This window comes from Leisingera sp. ANG-M6 (assembly GCF_000813905.1).
GTDB lineage: Bacteria > Pseudomonadota > Alphaproteobacteria > Rhodobacterales > Rhodobacteraceae > Leisingera.
This window is the reverse complement of sequence record NZ_JWLG01000018.1, coordinates 74,983-94,842: the sequence shown is the minus strand read 5'-3', so window position 1 is coordinate 94,842 and position 19,860 is coordinate 74,983. Positions and strand designations below refer to the sequence as shown.

Genomic DNA, 19,860 nt, shown 5'->3' with positions numbered 1-19,860 from the left:
GCTATGAACCCTGACCCTAAAAGGCTGATACCGTTTTTCAAGACAACCCTGACCAAATCACGTGCAAAACGTCATGCTTTTCACTGGCGTCGATGTTTTACCAGTCCTGTCGATGATGAATGGCCGGGCTTCTGAGGTGTAGAGGAGCAGATCATCCCACGGTTTATCAAGTGCCAGGAAAACGTACTGAAAAAACTGGCACAGGACTTTTCAACTGCTGAAACCCACGCTCACCCGCAAGCCTGGGCTTGCGTTGGAAAGAGACAACTCTGCACCATGCAGATCGGCGATGGCCGCCACGAGACTGAGGCCAAGGCCGCTGCCTGGTGTGGTACGGCTCTGTTCCAAGCGGTACAAGCGGCGCAGCACGTTTTGGTGTTCGGTTTCTGGGATACCAGGCCCGTGGTCGCGGACCATCAGAGTTGCCTTTGCCGCTTCCTGTTGCAGAGATACCGCAACATCCGTTCCCTCAGGTGTATGACGCAGTGCATTTTCGATAAGGTTGGCAAGCATCTGGTCGATAAGCGCCTTGTCACCGGTAATCATCACCGGTGCTCCCGGTAGATCAAGCACCAAATTGCGGCCCTGCTCCTCTGCTGCAGGTTCGTAGATGTCGGCAAAAGTACTGGCGATCTCGCATAGATTTACCGTCCCGAACCGGGACCGTGGCGTTCCTTCTTCCAGTTGGGCGATCTGCAACAAAGCCTGGAACGTGCTTATGATGCCCTTGGTTTGCTCCAGCGCCTTATCCGCTAGTAACTGTGCCTCTTCCGGCAGTTCCGGAGTTTCCTGCAGGCGCTGAAGCTGCAATTCCAACCGCTGGACAGGTGTCTTCAGGTCATGGGCAATATCCGCCGACACTTGCCGCAGCGCCTCGGTGGACTGCTGCTGCGCGTCGGCCATGCGGTTCACGCTGCGGCCGATGCGGGCGATATCCCCCTGACGATCTGGCATTTGCGGCACCCGGGCGCACAGATCACCTGAGGTCAGCGCCGACAGCGTGGTTTCGATACCCGCCAAAGACCGGGCGGCGCGCCGCGCAAGAAACACCCCGCCCAATACCGCAGCGGCGATGGCAGGAAGCAGGCTGAACAGAACCACCCGAAGATAGGTCTGGCGCAAGTCGTCCAGCGGCTTGGCGCTTTGCGCAATCGTCAACAGGCCGCCATGCACATAGGCGCTGAGTGAAATAAAGCGGCCTTCGATCGCCACCGGCGCCGGGCCGAGCGCCACCACCCGGAACCCCTCCTGCTGCTGCGTGATGGCGGCATTGCCGGCCACGATCCGCCCGCCGGGCCGACGGTAGCTGAGCAGGCGGCGCTGCGGGTCGGTCTCTGCCGTTTCGGCATTGACGAGCGCCGCCAGCGCCGCGGCAGAGGGCGTTGCGCGGAATCCCGCCATGTCCTGCATCAGGCTTTCCCGGATGGCCCGGTCCTGCGTGCCATGCGCCACATAGTACGTGACCCCAAGACTCAGTGCACTGGCCGCAACAAACAAGAGCGACAGCCACAGCGACTGCCGCACTGGTGAGGAGCGCAGCAGAACGCGCGCACGGGTCAGGGCATCATTCGGCAATGCGGTACCCCGCGCCGCGCACGGTTTCGATCAGGCCGGTGTCAAAAGGCCTGTCGACCTTGGACCGCAGGCGCGAAATATGGGTCTCCACAACATTGGTCTGCGGGTCGAAACTGATTTCCCAGACCGCTTCCAGCAGCATGGTGCGGGTTTGCACCCGCCCCTTGCGGCGCAATAGGTGCTCCAACAGGCGGAACTCGCGCGGCAGCAGCTCGATCTCTTGGCCTGCGCGGGTAACTCTGCGGCGGACCAGGTCCATCTCCAGATCCCCTGCCCGCAGAAAGGTCTCCTGCACTTGCAGGCCCGGGCGCCGGGCCAGTGCCGCGACACGGGCTGCCAGCTCGCCAAAGGCAAAAGGTTTGACCAGGTAATCATCCGCCCCAGCCTCCAGCCCGTCAATCCGGTCGTTTACCCCGCTCAGCGCGGTCAGCATGATGGCTGGTGTGCGAACACCAGCGCCGCGCAGGGTCTTGATCAGGCTCAGCCCGTCCAACGACGGCAGCATCCGGTCGATGATCAGCACATCGTACTCCGCCGCAGCGGCCTGCAGAAGCCCTTCGCGGCCGTCGGTCACAAGATCAGCAATATGCCCCTCTTCACGCAAGCCCGAAGCAACGTAGGGGCCGGTCGTGGCATCGTCTTCTATCACCAGGATCTTCAAGCCATCCCCCGCTTCGCTGCGCCTCCCGGGTCTTAAACCGGATCCGGGTTCAGCGCACATTACAGATCTGTATAGAATGCGTCAGGCGATTGAAATGACGGCCTGCCATCTGCCTTGCATCCCTAGTGAAGCAAGGAATTGAAGATGCCCCAAACCAACGCTCCCAAACGGTTCGCCTTTGCCCTGACCGCCGCCGCCTCTGCCGCCGCAATGATGGCTCCGGCGCCCGCCCCCGCCCTGGCCGTGCCTGCAGGCGGCTATGCCGATCTGGTTGAAACCATTTCCCCGGCCGTCGTCTTTGTCGAAGTCACCGCCAAGGCGGAACCCACCACGGACCAGCAGGGAATGTACAATGACAAGTTCATGGAAGACTTCATGCGCCGCTTCGGCGGGCGCGCGCCGGATTTCGGCAACAGCCGCCAGGTCAAGGGCGCAGGCTCCGGTTTCGTGATTTCTGAAGACGGGCTGATCGTCACCAATCACCATGTGATCAACAACGCCCAGACCGTCTCCGTCACCCTCTCTGACGGCAGCAAGCATGACGCCATGATGATTGGCGCCGACCCGCTGACCGACATCGCGCTGCTGAAGGTCGAAACAGGTGCGCCGCTGACCGCGGTGGAGTTCGGCTCTTCCGGCGACCTGCGCGTCGGGGATGAGGTGCTCGCCATGGGCAGCCCCTTCGGCCTTGCAGGCACCGTGACCTCCGGCATCGTCTCGGCCACCTCTCGCAACATCAACTCCGGCCCGTTTGACGACTTCATCCAAACCGATGCAGCCATCAACAAGGGCAACTCCGGCGGCCCGCTGTTCAATGCCGAAGGCGAGGTCGTCGGCGTCAACACGATGATCTACTCGCCGGGCGGCGGCTCCGTCGGCATCGGCTTTGCTGTGCCATCCGATATGGTTCAGAAGATCGTTGCCGACCTCGAAGACGACGGCGAGATCACCCGCGGCTGGCTGGGCGTGCAGATCAAGCCGCTCTCTGAAGACGCCGCAAATGTGCTGGGCCGCGAGGCCGGCAAGGGTGTGGTGATCGAAGGCGTCGAGCCCGGCAGCCCTGCGGCGGAGGCAGGGCTGAAACCCGGCGACGTTGTGTTGCGGTTCGGTAAAACGGAAACCGTTGAAGTGCGTGATCTGACCTCCGCCGTGGCCATGAATCCCCCTGGTGCAGAGACCCGGATCCAAGTCTTGCGCAAGGGCAAAGAAGTCACCTTGAACGTGATCCTGGGCGACCGTGCCAGCCAGGATGCCTGAACCATTACATAACATCACCTCCTGCCTGGAAGCAGACAGGAGGCACGACCGCTAACTTCGCTGGACCTTTTGAAGCTGACAAGCAATCGCATTTGCAACCGTGCTGGAATCAAGACCAAGCATTCTTGTTCCGCATGCAACCGATTCATCGTATCCAAGACCGGGACGCGGGATATGAACCTGCCTTTAGACACAACTGCAGGAAATGTGATTATCGGCCCTGCAAGTCTAGCCGAAGGTGGCAAACGCCAATCTTGCCGAAGCAATCAATCAACTGTCTCAAGCAGGCACCCAGAATTAGAACAAGTTCTACCTGCTTTGGGTCGGGAATGCGGCAGGTAAAATAGTTTATTGCGCCGGCGGAATTCACATTAGAATTCAGCGGTTCCGGAACCCCTGTTACCGCAAAGCACTGTCCGTGCGCCCAGTTTGAGATCAACCACAGATATTTTGTAACGTGTGACGGGCGGAAGGCCTAGCCGGATCAGCTCATAGCATAACTGGCTTTCTTGCCCTCACAGACATGAAAAATGACGATTCTAGTGCCAAATTTGCACACAGGGTCAGTAGAAAAAACCTCTCTGGCCATGCATCTGGAGGTGATCAAAACTAGCGTGTCCGACGCACTGCCTTCGGTTAACTTTGTGCTTGTCTACGCAGAGACCAGCCTCTCAACGGCACAGCTCAAGAAAATGGGCGCCACCTATAGCAAGCGCGCAAGCCGGCGGCTCTTGAATGGCTCAGCCAAGTTGAGCGCGCTTTTCTTCTGCCAAGCGCGTCTACCAGTGTGTTTACCGAATAGGACCCAATTGGCCGCAGTAAATACCTGATCCTGGACCGGACGCCGCGGCGTCCGGATCAAGCAGCCGGTCAGTCTGCTGTCCATTCTTCTACACATACCGATGACATCAGCTCAAACAGCGCGTTGAATCCACCGAGGCCAAGCACCACAACGGCTAGTACAGCACGCTCACTTGGTTGGCCTCCATTTATCTAAGCCCACCATTTCCAATTGCAATGAGCACGAAGCATACAGTGCAGGGTCAGCACCAGCGCTCTTTGGCGGTCACGGTCATTTCTTTTCTTTCCCTAGATCGGACGAACGTAGCGGCAAATTTCCGGTACAGGCAGTTGACAGTCTTGACGGTTAGAGCTTGCCAATGACGCACGAAAAAGAATTTGGGTTCCTTGGCAAGACAATAGCCTTGGGCTCAACAGGCTATCGCACATTTCTCAATTCTAATGGCTACGGTCAGCCAAGCCTTCCAGCTTGCCTGCAAGAATGCGTTCAGGGTCAGCAAGCAGCAGTCACAATGATTTCCACCTTGAGCTCCGGCCGGGCCAGCTTTGCCTCCCCGCAGGCCCGGGCCGGGGCATGGCCCTGGGGCACCCAGGCGTCCCAGACCGCGTTCATCTCGGCAAAATCCTTCATGTCGGCCAGCCAGACAATTGCCTGCAGGATCTGCTGCGGCGATGAGTCGGCCTTTTCCAGCAGCGCTTCGACCCGGGACAGGCAGTCGCGGGTCTGTTCAACCACATCGGCGCCATCACCGACCTGGCCGCAGAGATAGGCCACACCGTTGTGCTTCACGATCTTGCTCATCCGGGGGCCGGTTTCGATCCGTTCGATCATCTTGTTCTCCTATTCAGCGGCGGTGGCAGCAGGGTCGTCCATCGCTGCCAGTTCGCCCAGTGTCACGGGTTTTATCGGCGGACGGATCCGGTAGTAACCCGTCTCATCCGGGGTCTGCCCGCTGGCCTCGGCCAGCAGCGCGGTAACCGTCAGCCCGCAGTAGCGGCCCTGGCACGGCCCCATGCCCGCGCGGCCAAAGGCCTTGGCCTGGTTCGGACCCAGGCAGCCCAGCTTGGCATAGCTGCGGATATCGCCTGCAGTGACTTCCTCGCAGCGACAGACAATGGTGCTGTCCGCAGGCCGCAGGGCGCCTGCATAGGGCGGGTAGGCCGCATCCAGAAACGGCCGGACTGCGGTTTCCCGGCTGCGCTGGCTGAACAGCGGGGCAGCCCGGCGGTCGCGCTCCTGCGCGGTGATCCGGCCCAGCTCTTCCGCCGCTTTCAGCGCCGCGATCCGCCCGGCAAATTCGGCGGCCATGGCGCCGCCGATGCCGGCACCGTCACCGGCGATCAGAACACCGTCCTTGCCGGTCTCGCCCCAGGTGCCGGTTTCCGGTACAAAGCACTGCTGCGCTTCGGACCAGGCATGCGGCACCCCGATGGAGTGCGCAGCCTGGGTGTTCGGCACCACCCCGTGATGCAGCAGGACGGTATCGCACGCGATGCTGTGCTCCTGCCCCTTGCTGCGGAAGGACACGGCTTCGGCCCGGGTGCTGCCCGTTACCGCGATGTTTGCCGCACCGGTATAGCGCGGCACGCCGGCGCGTTTGATCTCCGCCAGCATTTTCAGGCCCTTGGCCAGATAGCGCCAGCCACGCAGCGCACCCGGCAGGTGGCGGGCGGATGCCATCAGGCTGGCCGCGGTCTGGGTCTCCACCAGGGCCAGCGGAGGCGTGCCGGCACGCACCATCTGCGCTGCAATCAGATAGAGCAGCGGCCCGCTGCCGGTCAGTACGGCACAGCGCGGCAGGACGCCGGATTGCTTCAGGAGAATCTGTGCAGCGCCTGCGGTCATCACGCCCGGCAGGGTCCAGCCGGGGGCGGGCATCGGGCGTTCCAGCGCGCCGGTAGCCAGGATTATCCGTTCCGCCTCCACCTGCCCGGCCCGGCCATGCCGGGTGAAGGAGATGCGGAACCCGTCCTCGATGGCCCAGACAACGGCACCGGACAGATGCGTGATCCCGGCCCCGCCAAGACCCGCCGTCAGGGTCGCCCCACGCAGATACTCTTGCCCCAGAATGGCGCCGCGCGTGCCCGCGGCGCAGTCCACATCGCGATAGATCTGCCCGCCGGGGCGGTTCTGTTCGTCCAGCAGGATAACGCTCAGACCCTGTTGGGCTGCCTCGGCAGCGGCGGCCATGCCGGCCGGGCCGGCGCCGATGATGGCCAGGTCACAGCATTGCATCATTGGCCTCCGCTTCATGCGGACGGGCAATCTGCATACCCTCTTCCACTTCCAGCATGCAGGCCTGCTGCACGCGGCCGCCGGTTTCCACTAGGCATTCGAAACAGGCGCCCATCATGCAAAACGGCGCCCGCGGCGCGCCCGACACCGGCGTGTGGCGGAACACCTGCACGCCAACGGCCAGCAGCGCGGCGGCCAGGTTGGCGCCTGCGGGCAGGTCCAGCGCCAAACCGTCAAACCAGACCCGCACACGGGGGGCATCGCCTGCCAGCTCAAGAAACGGGGAATCGGTCTTCACTGAACACCTCCAGATCAGGGGCGGCTTCGGTGCCTTCCAGCCAGTCGGGCAGGAAGAGCGCATGGGCCGCGGCCAGGGTGATGCCGCTGTGGCAGGTGACAAGGTAAGCGCCCGGCAGTTCGGGGCTTTCCTGGTAGATCGGCAACCCGTCGGGCGACAGGATGCGCAAAGCGCCCCAGCTGCGCACCAGCTGCGCGCGGGCCAGCGCCGGATAGGCCGCGATCGCCTCGGCGGCCAAAGCGGACAGGCCCGGCTGCGTCACCCCGTCATCCAGCCCGACCTCTTCGTTGGTGGCGCCGATCTGGATGCCGCCCTCGTCCACCTGGCGGGCAATCAGCGAGGGGCGGTTGATCAGTTTCGGCATCTTCTCGGTGATCAGCACCTGGCCGCGCTGCGGCCGCACTGGTGCCTTGAAACCCAGCTTGGGGCCCAGCTCCATCGCGCCGAGCCCGGCGGAGAGCACAACCTTGCCTGCCGTAACCACGGTGCCGTCGCTGCACTGGACCTTGAAGGCATCGGGCTTGGAAACCCTGGTAACGGTCTTACCGTTCAGAACTGTGCCGCCCAGCCGCCGCACGTCCTCCGCCAGAGAGACCAGCAGGCGCAGCGGGTTTGCGTGGCCATCCTGATGATGCAGGATCGCGCCCGCCACCTTGGGGCCGATATGCGGCTCCTCGCGGCTCAGCGCGTTGCGGCCCAGAACCTCGTAAGGGTAGTTGCCGCTCAGCCTGTCCTTCAGCGCATCGTACTGCGCCACGGTGGCATAAAGCGTTTCCTCGGAGAAATGCAGGTCATAGCCGCCGTTCTGCTGCAACCCGACAGAGCGGCCGGTGCCGTCTTCCAGTTCTGCCGCAAACCCGGCCCAAGCTGCAGCGGACTGCTGGCTCCAGCTGGCATAACGCGGCTGCTTCATGCCCTTGGACTGCACCCAGACCAGGCCGAAGTTGCCGCGGCTGGCCCGGAACGCGCCGTCATCGCCGTCCAGCACCGTGACGCGCTTGCCGCGCCGGAGCAGCCCCCAGGCCACGGACAGGCCAACAACGCCGCCGCCGATCACTGCATAATCTGCTTCCATCCTGCCGTATCCCAAAGGTTGGCTGCGGTTGCGGGGCGGCGCGCGGCCGCCCCTGTCCTTGATACGGGATTACTTGCCGATCTGGTCAAGAATGCCCTGGCCCCAGTCGGCGCCAACGTCTTCCAGAACCACCGGCCAGACGTCTTGGCGCACCTTGGCGGCCATCGCAGCCAGTTCGTCGCCGCTCAGATCGACCACCTTGGCCCCCAGTTCATCGGCCAGGCGCTGCTCCCATTTGCCCTGATCCTCTTCGGCGACGGTCCAGCGCTGCGCTTCAAACTCCGCTGCGGCGGCTTTCAGCGCCTCCTGGTCATCGGCATCCAGCTCAGCCAGCGAACCGTTGGAAATGATCATGTACCAGACCTCAAAGTGAGTGTTGGCAGGCACATAGGCCTTGGTCACGTCGCGGAACGAAGCGTAATAGCCTTCGGCGCCGGAACCGATGACGCCGTCAACTACGCCGGTCTGGATCGCGGTGAACGCCTCGGAGAACGGGATCGGCGACGGGATGTAGCCCAGAGCTTCGCCGGTCAGCTGGAAACTCTTGATGCCGGGCACCCGCACCTTGATGCCGTTGGACTGCGACGGGTCGCCCGGGCTGACCGCATCGGTATTCAGCGCAATGCCGCCGAAATACACCGGGTAGGCCGCCAGCATGGTGATGTCCTGCTTGGCATAAAGCTCTGCCATCACGTCGCGCACCGCACCGCCGGGGCCGTAGATCTTGCGTGCCTCATCCCAGTTGTTGGCCAGATAGGGGAAGGAGCTGATCTGCATCCGGCGGTCAGCCGCGGCTGCGGCCGGCTGGGTTGCCATGTCGATGGCGCCAACGCTGATGCGCTCCTGCACGGTGGTGTAATCGCCGAGCGCAGAGGCCGGGAAGATGTTGATCGACACATCGCCACCGGTGGCTTCGTCCACCTGGGCTGCAAAAGCGCGCAGCTCCTTGTCGATGGTGGTGTCCTGGGGGCGCACGTGGCTCATCTTGAGGTCGGCGGCCGAGGCGAGGCCTGCCAGCGACATCAGGGCAGCAGCAGCGGTGCCGGTCAGAAAGTGTTTCATGGGTAGTCTCCTCCGTAGGGTGTCAGGTGTTTGTCAGGGGTGGGGTCAATAGCCGAAGAAACGCGGCAGAAAGAGCGACAGGTCGGGCCACAGCGAGGTCAGGAAGACCACCGGCACATAGCCTGTCAGGATCAGGATCATTGCGGGCGGGATCACCTTGGTGACCTTCACATTGCCGATCCGCGCGCCAAGGTAGAGGATCGAGGCATAGGGCGGGGTGACGCCGCCCATCGCGGTGTTGACGCCCATGATCGCGGCAAACTGCACCGGGGTGACGCCGATCGCCTGCATCAGCGGCAGCAGCAGCGGCGCAATCAGGATGATGGCGGTGACGTCGTTCACGACCATACCGACCAGGAACAGCAGGATGTTGATGAAGATCAGCAGCAGCACCTTGTTGTCGGTGATCTCGAAGATTGCGCTGACCATCTTTTGCGGGATCGCTTCATAGACGAACATCTGGCTCAGGATCATCGAGAACAGGATCATCACCATGATCGCGCCCACCGCCGTGGCGGCTTCTTTGCCGGCCTCCAGGAAGCTGTCCCATTTCAGGCCCTTGTAGATGAAGAAGCCGACCGGCAGCGCATAGATCACCGACAGCGCGGCGGCTTCCGTCGGGGTCATGATGCCGCCGTAGATGCCGCCCAGGATGATCACCGGCATCAGCAGTGCCGGGGTCGCGTTAAAGCCTTTCTTGGCCACATCGCCTGCCAGCTGGGAGAAGGTGGGCGCATCATCCAGCACCAGGTCGAACTTGCGGCTCATCCACAGGTTCATGGCCGAGAAGTTGAACATGATCAGCAGGCCCGGCCCCAGGGTCGCCAGGAAACAGGCGAGGATCGAGGTATCGGTCACCCAGCCATAGACGATCATGGTCACAGACGGCGGGATCAGCAGCCCCAGGATCGACGAGTTGGCAATCAGCGCAGTAGCGTATTCCCGCGGGTAGCCGCGCTTTTCCATCTCGGGGATCAGCAGCGGGCCGATGGCGGCGATGCCGGTCAGGCCGGAGCCGGAGATCGCGCCGATGATGGCGCAGCTGACCGCCGCCACAACGCCCAGGCCGCCGCGGATATGGCCGATGAAGGCATTGACGAAATTCAGCAGGGAGGCGGCGATGCCGCTGGCTGACATAATGGTTCCTGCCAGAACAAACAGCGGAATGGCCAGCAGAACCGGGTTGCCCAGCTGCTGGGAACCCCACAGCATCATGCCTTTCATGGTCACATCGCCCAGGAAATACATAATCATCAGGGCGGCGCCGAAACAGTAGGGCAGCGGCACGCCCAGAGTCAGGGTCAGCACCAGAACGGCGATGGCAAGGAGTGCGATTTCAATCATTTTGCGGCTCCGGCGCGCAGGGCGTTGATATGGCGGAACAGGTGCACCGCGGTGTAGAGCATCATCAGAGCCAGACCGGCCACGAGCGCCACTTCGGAATAGAATGTCGGCAGGTAGAGCGTCGGGCTCTCCTTCCAGACGCGCCAGGCGTACTGGGTGTACTCCCAGGCCCAGCTCAGCAGCCACACGCCGACGGTCAGGCTGATGATTTCCCCGATGATCGCCAGCACGGTATGGCCGCGCTCTGTCTTGATGGCGATTTCCAGCACGTTGGCGCGGATGTGGGTATCCTCGCGCGAAGCGTTCACGGCACCCAGAATGTAGAGCCAGATGGTCGGGTAGAGCATGGTCTCCTCCAGCCCCATCACCGGGATCTGCAGCAGATAGCGGGTGACCACCTGGACGAACTGGCCAAGGGCCACCAGGCAGATCAGCCCGGTCAGCAGATATTTTGAAAATGTGTCCATCTGTCCTCCTTCCGGTGTCCCCTCACCGGGTTTGGTGGATTTGGCTGGACAAGCGTCATAAGATCAATTTCAAAATATCTGTGACTCCATAAACTGACTTGATACCCCAGCCATGAACTTCTCGATCCGCCAGATCTTCACCTTCCGCGAAGTCATGCGCAGCGGCTCCATCTCCCAGGCCGCGCGCACCGTCGGGCGCACCCAGCCCGCCGTCAGCACGATGATCTCCACGCTGGAGGGCGAGCTGGGCTTCAGCCTGTTCGTCCGAGAACAGGGCAAGCTGATCCCGACGCCGGAAGCGCAGTTTTTTCTCGAGGAGTGCGAAACCGTTCTGGAGCGCATCGAGCGGATCGAACGCACGGTCAGCAAAATCCGCAGCCACGAGGCCGGCAAGCTGCGCGTCGCGTGCCACCCGGCGGCCTCCGGGATGTTCATGCCGCGGATTCTAACGGATTTTCTGCAGGGCAAGGATGAGCTTGAGGTCGCCCTGATCATGCGCTCCTCAGACGTGATCGAGGATCTGATCGCCTCGCAGCAGTTCGACATCGGCTTTGCCGAGACCCCTGCCCCGCGCCCCTCTGTCCGGCAGATGGATTTCGATCTGGAGTGCGTCTGCGTCGTTCCTGCCAGCGACCCGCTTGCGGCAGCCGCAGAGATCACCCCGCAGGATCTGGACGGCAAACCGATGGCGGTGCTGTTCGATCAGCACCCGCTGACAGTGCGGACTGAGGCCGCCTTTCACCGGAGCGGCTGCTGCTTCCATAAGCGACTGGAATTGCGGACTTGGGCGCCTGGCCTGCAATTCGTTGCGGCAGGTATGTGCTACATGATCTGTGACATGATCACCGCCTATAGCTGCCTGCAGCAGCGCCAGACCAAAGAAGATCTGGTGTTTCGCCGGTTCCGACCGCGAATCGGAACAGGCGTGTCGATCCTGACGCCGGGCTACGCCACCCAGTCGCTGACATCCAAGGCGTTCACAGAGCAGCTATGCAACGCCATCGAAAACATGCAGGCTGAACTGAACAACAGCCTCTAACAGAGGCGCACAGACCTACGGCAGTTTCCGGAACACTGTGTTGCGTGATTTGGCTGCACCTGAACTCGCCAGCCCGCCTGGAACCAAACCGTTCCAATTCTGCGAAGGCAACACTGCCAGCCTTGCACCTAAGAAGCTCTTTCTTAATCGGCCTACTAAACAGGGCGTCTCAGGCCTGCCTGTTTTTCCCACTCAGAAATAGTCGGGAAAAAATGCTCGGGTGGTAGTCCGGCAGATTTCTACTGCGCCTATTCTGCTGAACTCATCTGGATGGGCGTGAAAATCGGTCCACAAACCTTCCAGTAAAGACATGATTGCCATGGCCACTTTTTCTGGATCGCCGCGGGTGCCGCTGGCTTCGCACAGCACTCGGCAGCAGCTGCGCACATGGTCATGCAGGGCGGTTCCGCGGGTTTCGATATAACCGGGTCCCAGCGCCTGCAGATCTGGCTCGGCGCGGAAGGCAAAAGTCAGCCGGGCGCTGCGCTTGTTGAGCACCGCTTCTGAGAAATCCGTTTCGAACAGCGCCTGCAGGCGGGCGGCGGCATCTTCCGGCGTGCTGACCCCTGCGGCGGCCTGGCTGGTGAAGCTCTGCCAGGCGTCATTGTACTGCCGCGTCATGTGGATGGCGAGTTCGCGAATCAGATTGTCCTTGGACTGGAAATGCAGGTTGATCATGCCGCGCGACAGCCCGGATTCCTCCTGAATACGGCTGATCGTGGCGCCGCTCACGCCGTGCCGGAGGATTACGCTGGCAGTAGCTTCCAACAGGACCTCCCGGTGCAGATCCTTGTCTACCTTCCGCTTTTTCTTGGCTTCTTCGGCACTTGCCATCTGCCCGCCCCTCTTTTTCTTGCCACAGGCCCGCCGCCTTTCCAGCACCATGCCCGCGTTTGCAACAGATTTCCATCGACAATGAACGATCATTCACTTAAGCATAATGTATGAACGTTCATTCATGATAGCAACACTCCGGACAGAGGGCCGAGATGACCAAACTTGGAAACGACTTCGAAAACTTCAAAACCTGGGACAAGGAGAATTACTTCCATCCGTGGGAAGGGCTGGAAGTCCAGAGTGCCGGAAAAGCCGACAGGACGTTCAGCGAGTACGCCGAAGGCATCTATGTCTACGACGAACACGGCAACAAGATGATCGACGGCCCCGGCGGCATGTGGTGCATGCAGCTGGGCTACGGCAACACGGAAATCGCCGATGTGATGGCGGCGCAGGCCCGCAAGATGGCCTATTGCTCGCCCTTCAGCGAGGCCACATCCGTCAGCGCGGAATTCGCCCATGCCATCGCCGAACGCGCACCGGGCGACCTCAACCGGGTCTACTTCACCACCGGCGGCTCCACCGCGGTGGACACCGCCATCCGCTTTGTCCACTTCCGCAACAACCTGCTGGGCAAGCCGTCCAAGAAAAGGATCATCACCCGGGCGCATGCCTACCACGGCGGCACCTATCTGACCGCCTCGCTCAGCGGCAAGCCAAGCGAGCGCCAGTGGTTCGACACTGACCAGTCCATCCCCCATTTCCTACCGGACGTGAACGCCTTCCGCCGCCCCCAGGGCATGAGCATCGACACATTCCTGGATGAAAAGGTGGCGGATCTGGAAAACGCCATTTTGGAATTGGGCGCGGACAATGTCGCCGCCTTCATCGCAGAGCCGGTGCTGGGCTCCGGCGGCGTGATCGTGCCGCCCGCGGGCTACCACAGCCGCTGCCTGGAGGTCTGCCACAAGCATGACGTTCTCTACATCTCGGATGAGGTCGTCACCGGCTTCGGCCGCCTCGGCCACTGGTTCGCCTCCGAGGAGCTGTTCGGCATTACCCCCGACATCATCACCTGCGCCAAAGGGCTGACCTCGGGCTATGCGCCGATGGGTGCCGCGATCTTCTCCGACCGGCTGTTTCAGGACATCGAGGGCGATATCTCCAAGGACGTCTATTTCACCAGTGGCTACACCTATTCCGGCCATCCGGTCTGTGCCGCCGCGGGCCTCAAGAACATCGAGATCTTCGAGCGTGACGGCATTTTGGAGCATGTCCGTAAGGTGACGCCGCATTTCCAGAAGCGCCTGCATCAGATGCTGGAGCTGCCGCTGATCGCGGATGTGCGCGGCATGGGGCTGGTGGGCTGCATCGAATGCTCGCTGACCCGCGACGGCCAGGCCAGCGCCGAGATTGACGCCACCATCGGCGCCGTGATCGACGCCCGCTGCCAGGAACTGGGGCTGATGGTCCGCCCCTACGGCAGCATGGCGATCTTCTCGCCGCCGCTGGTGATCACCAAAGCCCAGATCGACGACATGTTCGACATTCTGACCGAAGGCGTCCAGCGCGCAACCCGGGAACTGCTGGGCCAGGGCCTTGAACTGGAGGCAATGCGGGCCTGAGGCCCGCATCCCTTAGAAGAACCAAAACAAACCCAACACGGGAGGGAACCATGAAAACCAAGCTGACAACCAGCCTGCTGGCCGGATCGGCTGCCATCTGGGGCGCCGCCGCTGCGGCAGAAGGCGAACTGGTGATCTACAACTGGAGCGACTACCTGGACCCCGCGATCATCGAGGCGTTTGAATCCGAGACCGGCATCGACGTCACCTATGACACCTATGATTCCAACGCGATGCTGGAAACCAAGGTGCTGGCGGGCAGCTCCGGCTATGATATCATCGTCCCCTCCTCCACCGGCACCGCGCGGCTGATCTCGGCCGGGGTGCTGCAAAAGATCAACAAGTCGAAGATCCCCAACCTGCAGCACGTCTGGCCCAAGATCGCCGGCCTGATCGAGACCTTCGATCCCGGCAATGAATACCTGGTGCCTTACAACTGGTGGACCTTCGGCATCGCCTACAACAGCGGCAAGCTGGCAGAGCGGCTGGGTGCGGACCACCCCAAGTCCTGGGACCTGCTGTTTGATCCGGAGATCTCCGGCAAGCTTGCTGACTGCAGCGTGATGATCGTGGACTCTCCTATCGACGTGATCGGCGCCGCGCTGATCGACATGGGCCAGGACCCGAACACCAGCGACAAGGATCAGATCACCGCCGCCGGGGCGCATATCGGCGCGATCCGGGACAATATCGCCCAGATCTCCACCGATGCCATGATCGGCGCCCTGTCCGACGGCGATGCCTGCCTCGGCCTGACCTGGAGCGGTGACGCCTATTGGGCCGCCGATGGGGCCAAGGAAGCCGGCAATGGTGTCAACTTGGAATACATCATCCCGGAAGAGGGCACGCTGCTGGACTTTGACGGCCTCGCTATCCTGGCTGATGCCAAAAACGTGGATGAGGCCCATGCCTTCCTGAACTACCTGCTGCAGCCTTCGGTCTCAGCCCAGAACGCCAACTTCATCCGCTACGGCAGCGCCAATCTCACCGCCCAGGCTGAGATCGATCCGGAGCTGACCAGCAACCCCGCCGTCTATCCGACCGAGGCGACGATGGAGATGCTGACCACCCCGGTGCTTCAGGACCGCAAGACCGAGCGCCTGTACACCCGCACCTGGTCCAAGGTCCGCACCGGCCAGTGAACCCCGGCGCGGCTTCCGGGCCGCGCCAATCCAGCCCTGCTGCGGCCTGCGGGCCGCGCATCAATTGCCCTGCCGCGGCGCCCGCTCACATCGCGGCAGGGACTTGCAACAGGGGAACCTGCACCAATGAACTTCCATGATCCGGCCAGTGCCGCCGCCGCCCGGGCCGAACCCGCCAGTCCGCTGAAACCAGCCCGCCCGCCCTTGATCCGCTTCGAGAATGTGACCAAGACCTTTGGCAGCTTCACTGCGATCTCGGATCTGAACCTGGATATCCAGGAACGCGAGTTCTTCTCGCTCCTCGGCCCCTCCGGCTGCGGCAAGACCACGATGATGCGGCTGCTGGCCGGGTTTGAGGAGGTGACCTCAGGCCGCATCCTGCTGGACGGCCAGGACCTGACCGGCATCCCCGCCAACCGGCGCCCGATCAACATGATGTTCCAGTCCTACGCGCTGTTTCCGCATATGACGGTGGCGAAAAACATCGGCTTCGGGCTCAAACAGGAGCGCTGGAAGAAGCGCGACATCCAGGACCGGGTCGACGAAATGCTGGCGCTGGTGCAGCTCGAAGGCTTCGCGGACCGCAAGCCGCACCAGCTGTCCGGCGGTCAGATGCAGCGGGTGGCGCTGGCGCGCTCTTTGGCCAAGAAACCCAAGGTGCTGCTGCTGGACGAGCCGCTGGGCGCGCTCGATAAGAAGCTGCGTGAAGAGACCCAGTTCCAGCTGATGGACGTGCAGGACCGGCTGGGCCTCACCTTCATTATTGTCACCCACGACCAGGACGAGGCGATGACCGTCTCCTCCCGCATCGCAGTGATGAAGGCAGGCAAGCTGCTGCAAACCGACACGCCTGCGCGGATCTACGAGCATCCGGCGTCCAGCTATGTCGCTGATTTCATAGGCAACGTGAACCTGATCAATGTTGAGCTCGCGGGCATGGAGGGCGATCTGGCGCTGGCCCGCTGGGATGGCGGAACCCGGCTGGCGATCCGCCCGCAGCCCGAGGATGTGATGACCCCCGGCGCCCGCAAGACACTGGTGCTGCGTCCCGAGAAGATCCACGTCACCAAGGACCGGCCCGCAGACGCCCACAACGTGAACATGGTGGAGGGCACGGTTGAGGAGATCTCCTACACCGGCAGCGCTTCCACCTTCCTGGTGCGGCTCGACGGCGGCATGCTGATCCGCGCTCAGGAGGCCAACCGCCTCCTGACCTCGCGCCGCGAAATCGACTGGAACGACCGGGTCTGGCTCAGCTGGCGCGCAGGCGCCTGCGTGCTGGTCGACGCGTGAGGGCCGGACCATGAGGACATCACGCCGCCTGCTGATCCTGCTGCCCTATCTCTGGCTGGGGCTGTTCTTCCTGGTGCCCTTCCTGATCGTCATCAAGATCGCGCTGTCCGATTCCGTCACCGCCAGCCCGCCCTATGCCCCGACATTCAGCCTCGATGAGGGGCTTGCAGGCCTGCGCGCCTCCTTCGCGCAGTTCGATTTCGAGAACTTCCTCTGGCTGGCCGAGGACGGCATCTATCTCAAGGCCTATCTCAACAGCGTGAAGGTCGCCGCCATCGCAACCCTGCTCACCCTGCTGATCGGCTACCCGGTGGCCTATGCCATGGCCAAGGCGCCGCAGGACTGGCGCAAAACCCTCCTCCTGCTGGTGATCCTGCCGTTCTGGACCAGCTTCCTGATCCGCATCTACGCTTGGATCGGCATACTCAAGAACGAGGGCTTCCTGAACCTCGCGCTGATGAAACTTGGCATCATTGAACAGCCGCTGGCGATCATGCACACGGAGATCGCGGTCTATGTCGGCATCGTCTATTCCTACCTGCCGTTCATGATCCTGCCGCTGTATGCCTCGCTGGAACGGATCGACGGCTGGCTGCTGGAAGCCGCCGAGGATCTCGGCTGCGGCGCCCTTGCCGCCTTCCGCCAGATCACCCTGCCGCTGTCACTGCCGGGGGTGGTTGCGGGCTGCTTCCTGGTCTTCATCCCGGCGATCGGCGAGTTTGTGATACCCGACCTCCTGGGCGGCTCCGGCACGCTGATGATCGGCAAGACCCTGTGGCTCGAGTTCTTCTCCAACCGCGACTGGGGCGTGGCGGCGGCGGTGGCCATCGTACTGCTGACCATCCTGATCGTGCCCATCGTGCTGTTCCAGCGCCACCAGCAGAAACATCAGGAGGAGCTGGGATGATCCGCCGTTTCAACATGTTCAACCTGACCTCGCTGACCTTCGGCCTGGCCTTCCTCTACCTGCCGCTCTTGCTGGTGGTGATCTACTCTTTCAACGACTCCCGCCTGGTCACCGTCTGGGGCGGTTTCAGCACCAAATGGTACGGCATCGTGCTGAACAACGACGCCTATCTGGAGGCCGCCTGGATCACCCTGCGCATCGCCTTTGTCTCGGCCACGCTGGCGACAGTGCTGGGCACGCTCAGCGCGGTTGTCATGGTGCGGGCGGGCTCCTTTCCGGGCCGCACGCTGTTCTCCGGCATGATCTTTGCGCCCTTGGTGATGCCCGAGGTGGTGACCGGCCTGTCGCTCCTCCTGCTGTTCGTTGCAATCGGTCTCGACCGCGGATTCTGGACCATCACCATTGCGCACGCGACCTTTTCCATGTGCTATGCATCGGTAGTGATCTCCTCCCGGCTGGCCAGCTTCGACCGCTCCCTTGAAGATGCCGCGCTGGATCTGGGGTGCACGCCGCTTTCGGCCTTTCGCCAGGTGACCCTGCCGGTGATCGCGCCTGCAGTGATCTCGGCCTGGCTGCTTTCATTCACCCTGTCGCTTGATGATTTGGTGATCGCCACCTTCACCTCCGGCCCCGGCTCCACCACCCTGCCGATGAAGCTTTATTCCTCGGTCCGGCTGGGTGTTTCGCCAGAAATCAACGCGCTGTCCACGATGCTGATCGGTATCGTTACCTTTGGCGTCATCGCCGCGTCGCTGATCAACCGGCGGCAGGAGCGGCGCCAGAAACAGGAAAACCGCGCGGCGGCCGCCGCCGCGTGAAACGCAATCAAACAAATTTGGATACGGCAATGCAGTACAACATGTCCCAGTTCTATATCGGCGGCACCTGGACAGGTCCCCTCGGCAGCAGCTCGGCGGAGGTGATTAACCCCGCGACAGAACAATCCATGGGCCCGCTCGCGCTTGGCAGCGAAGCTGACATTAATGCCGCTGTCGCCGCGGCGAAGGCGGCGCTGCCCGGATTTGCCGCCACCAGCCGCGAGGACCGCATTGCGCTCCTTGAAAGGGTTCTGGAGGTCTACACCTCCCGTATTGATGATTTCGCAAAAGCCATCTCGCTGGAGATGGGTGCCCCGATCACCATGTCGCGCGAGATGCAGGCGCAGGTTGGCATCGACCACCTGGAGGCCATCATCGCCGACCTGAAAGCGCTCGATTTCGAGGAAACCCTGCCCAATGGCGACACGCTGGTGCGGATGCCGGCTGGCGTCTGCGGGCTGATCACGCCCTGGAACTGGCCGATCAACCAGATCGTGCTGAAGGTCGGCCCTGCTCTAGCTGCGGGCTGCACTATGGTGCTGAAGCCCTCCGAGCTGACACCGCTGTCGGCGATCCTCTATGCCGAAGTGCTGCACGAGGCCGGCGTGCCCGCGGGCGTCTTAAACCTCGTCCACGGCGAAGGCCAGGTGGTTGGCGCCGCGCTGTCGCGCCACCCGGATGTCGCCCTGATGTCCTTCACCGGCTCCACCCGCGGCGGCGTCGCAGTGACCCGCGAAGCCGCGGAAACCGTCAAGAAGGTGGCGCTGGAGCTTGGCGGCAAATCCCCAAACCTGGTGTTTGCCGACTGCGATCTGGAAACCGCCATCGCCGAAGGGGTGGAAGCCTGTTTCGTCAACACCGGCCAAAGCTGCGACGCCGCCACCCGGATGCTGGTGGAGCGCAGCGTTTACGGCCGCGCGGTGGAGCTGGTGCAGGCGAAATGCGCGCAAATGACCGTGGGCAATCCGGCGGAACCGGGCGATCACATGGGGCCGCTGTCCAGCGCGCAGCAATACGCCCGCGTGCAGGAGATGATCGAGGCCGGCATCGCCGAAGGCGCGCGGCTGGTGGCCGGCGGGCCGGGCAAGCCGGAAGGCTTTGAGGCCGGTTATTATGCCTGCCCCACAATCTTCGCCGATGTGACCAACGACATGCGCGTGGCGCAGGAGGAAATCTTCGGCCCGGTGCTGGTGATGATCCCCTTCAGCAACGAGGAAGAGGCCATCGCCATCGCCAATGACACGCCCTACGGCCTGTCGGCCTATGTGCAGACCGGCGACAGCACCCGCGCAGGCCGCGTTGCCCGGGCGCTGCAGTCCGGCATGGTCAATGTGAACGGCGCCTTCCTGGGTGCAGGCTCCCCCTTCGGCGGGGTCAAAATGTCGGGTGTCGGGCGCGAGGGCGGCCGGGAAGGCATCCTCGAATTCCTCGAAACCAAGGTGATCGCTGCCCCCTGAGGAGGGCCGCAAGAACGGACCAGCGC

The 19,860-nt window shown here is 62.5% G+C and carries 18 protein-coding genes; 8 read left to right on the top strand and 10 right to left on the bottom strand.

The genetic code is table 11. From position 1 onward, the window contains the following. Nucleotides 1-210 precede the first annotated feature (210 nt). Together RA24_RS17100 and RA24_RS17095 are read right to left on the bottom strand one after the other, a co-directional pair. Nucleotides 211-1,575, bottom strand: coding sequence for a sensor histidine kinase (locus RA24_RS17100; protein ID WP_019295397.1), 1,365 nt, complete (start codon nucleotides 1,573-1,575; stop codon nucleotides 211-213). Beyond that, nucleotides 1,565-2,236, bottom strand: coding sequence for a winged helix-turn-helix domain-containing protein (locus RA24_RS17095; RefSeq protein ID WP_019295398.1), 672 nt, complete (start codon nucleotides 2,234-2,236; stop codon nucleotides 1,565-1,567). The genes RA24_RS17100 and RA24_RS17095 overlap by 11 nt, the downstream gene beginning before the upstream one ends. Nucleotides 2,237-2,380: 144 nt before the next feature. Here RA24_RS17095 and RA24_RS17090 point away from each other — a divergent pair, with 144 nt between their 5' ends. Then, nucleotides 2,381-3,493 carry a trypsin-like peptidase domain-containing protein gene (locus tag RA24_RS17090; RefSeq protein WP_036761829.1) on the top strand — a complete coding sequence of 371 codons (1,113 nt, stop codon included), beginning with the start codon at nucleotides 2,381-2,383 and terminating at the stop codon, nucleotides 3,491-3,493. 1,294 nt (nucleotides 3,494-4,787) lie between these two features. On the opposite strand, the gene RA24_RS17080 is transcribed toward RA24_RS17090, so the two are convergent. The 7 genes from RA24_RS17080 to RA24_RS17050 all read right to left on the bottom strand — a co-directional run bounded on the left by RA24_RS17080 (nucleotide 4,788) and on the right by RA24_RS17050 (nucleotide 10,776). After that, nucleotides 4,788-5,126, bottom strand: a complete 339-nt coding sequence (locus RA24_RS17080) for a RidA family protein (protein ID WP_019295400.1) — start codon at nucleotides 5,124-5,126, stop codon at nucleotides 4,788-4,790. 9 nt (nucleotides 5,127-5,135) lie between these two features. Next, nucleotides 5,136-6,530, bottom strand: coding sequence for an FAD/NAD(P)-dependent oxidoreductase (locus RA24_RS17075; RefSeq protein WP_039193145.1), 1,395 nt, complete (start codon nucleotides 6,528-6,530; stop codon nucleotides 5,136-5,138). Further along, nucleotides 6,517-6,828 carry a (2Fe-2S)-binding protein gene (locus RA24_RS17070; protein ID WP_019295402.1) on the bottom strand — a complete coding sequence of 104 codons (312 nt, stop codon included), beginning with the start codon at nucleotides 6,826-6,828 and terminating at the stop codon, nucleotides 6,517-6,519. The genes RA24_RS17075 and RA24_RS17070 overlap by 14 nt, the downstream gene beginning before the upstream one ends. Further along, a complete protein-coding gene (locus RA24_RS17065) occupies nucleotides 6,803-7,903 on the bottom strand; it encodes an NAD(P)/FAD-dependent oxidoreductase (RefSeq protein WP_019295403.1) in 1,101 nt (366 codons plus the stop codon). The genes RA24_RS17070 and RA24_RS17065 overlap by 26 nt, the downstream gene beginning before the upstream one ends. A 69-nt stretch (nucleotides 7,904-7,972) precedes the next feature. Continuing rightward, nucleotides 7,973-8,965 (bottom strand): TRAP transporter substrate-binding protein DctP, encoded by a 993-nt coding sequence (gene dctP, locus RA24_RS17060; protein WP_052254243.1) that lies wholly within the window; start codon nucleotides 8,963-8,965, stop codon nucleotides 7,973-7,975. Between the two features lie 45 nt (nucleotides 8,966-9,010). Beyond that, the gene (locus tag RA24_RS17055; protein WP_039137818.1) at nucleotides 9,011-10,309 is read right to left on the bottom strand and encodes a TRAP transporter large permease; all 1,299 of its coding nucleotides are present in this window, start codon (nucleotides 10,307-10,309) and stop codon (nucleotides 9,011-9,013) included. Beyond that, a complete protein-coding gene (locus tag RA24_RS17050) occupies nucleotides 10,306-10,776 on the bottom strand; it encodes a TRAP transporter small permease (RefSeq protein WP_019296843.1) in 471 nt (156 codons plus the stop codon). Before RA24_RS17050 ends, RA24_RS17055 begins: the two co-directional genes overlap by 4 nt. A gap of 112 nt (nucleotides 10,777-10,888) precedes the next feature. Between RA24_RS17050 and RA24_RS17045 the strand changes: the two genes are divergently transcribed. Next, on the top strand, nucleotides 10,889-11,815 hold the full coding sequence (locus tag RA24_RS17045) for a LysR family transcriptional regulator (RefSeq protein ID WP_019296844.1): 927 nt from the start codon (nucleotides 10,889-10,891) through the stop codon (nucleotides 11,813-11,815). Between the two features lie 192 nt (nucleotides 11,816-12,007). On the opposite strand, the gene RA24_RS17040 is transcribed toward RA24_RS17045, so the two are convergent. Further along, nucleotides 12,008-12,700, bottom strand: coding sequence for a TetR/AcrR family transcriptional regulator (locus tag RA24_RS17040; protein ID WP_039148061.1), 693 nt, complete (start codon nucleotides 12,698-12,700; stop codon nucleotides 12,008-12,010). Between the two features lie 104 nt (nucleotides 12,701-12,804). Between RA24_RS17040 and RA24_RS17035 the strand changes: the two genes are divergently transcribed. The 6 genes from RA24_RS17035 (at nucleotide 12,805) to RA24_RS17010 (ending at nucleotide 19,834) form a co-directional block, all read left to right on the top strand. Next, complete coding sequence (locus RA24_RS17035) at nucleotides 12,805-14,217, top strand: aminotransferase (RefSeq protein ID WP_039193143.1); 1,413 nt, start codon at nucleotides 12,805-12,807, stop codon at nucleotides 14,215-14,217. A gap of 50 nt (nucleotides 14,218-14,267) precedes the next feature. Next, nucleotides 14,268-15,359, top strand: coding sequence for an extracellular solute-binding protein (locus RA24_RS17030; RefSeq protein WP_039172838.1), 1,092 nt, complete (start codon nucleotides 14,268-14,270; stop codon nucleotides 15,357-15,359). Between the two features lie 126 nt (nucleotides 15,360-15,485). After that, the gene (locus RA24_RS17025; RefSeq protein WP_019296848.1) at nucleotides 15,486-16,652 is read left to right on the top strand and encodes an ABC transporter ATP-binding protein; all 1,167 of its coding nucleotides are present in this window, start codon (nucleotides 15,486-15,488) and stop codon (nucleotides 16,650-16,652) included. A 10-nt stretch (nucleotides 16,653-16,662) separates the two neighbouring features. Beyond that, nucleotides 16,663-17,559 (top strand): ABC transporter permease subunit, encoded by an 897-nt coding sequence (locus RA24_RS17020; RefSeq protein ID WP_039148068.1) that lies wholly within the window; start codon nucleotides 16,663-16,665, stop codon nucleotides 17,557-17,559. Continuing rightward, entirely contained in the window at nucleotides 17,556-18,377 is an 822-nt protein-coding gene (locus RA24_RS17015) for an ABC transporter permease (protein WP_019296850.1), read from the top strand. The genes RA24_RS17020 and RA24_RS17015 overlap by 4 nt, the downstream gene beginning before the upstream one ends. 41 nt (nucleotides 18,378-18,418) lie before the next feature. Next, nucleotides 18,419-19,834 (top strand): aldehyde dehydrogenase family protein, encoded by a 1,416-nt coding sequence (locus RA24_RS17010; protein WP_039193199.1) that lies wholly within the window; start codon nucleotides 18,419-18,421, stop codon nucleotides 19,832-19,834. Nucleotides 19,835-19,860: the final 26 nt, after the last annotated feature.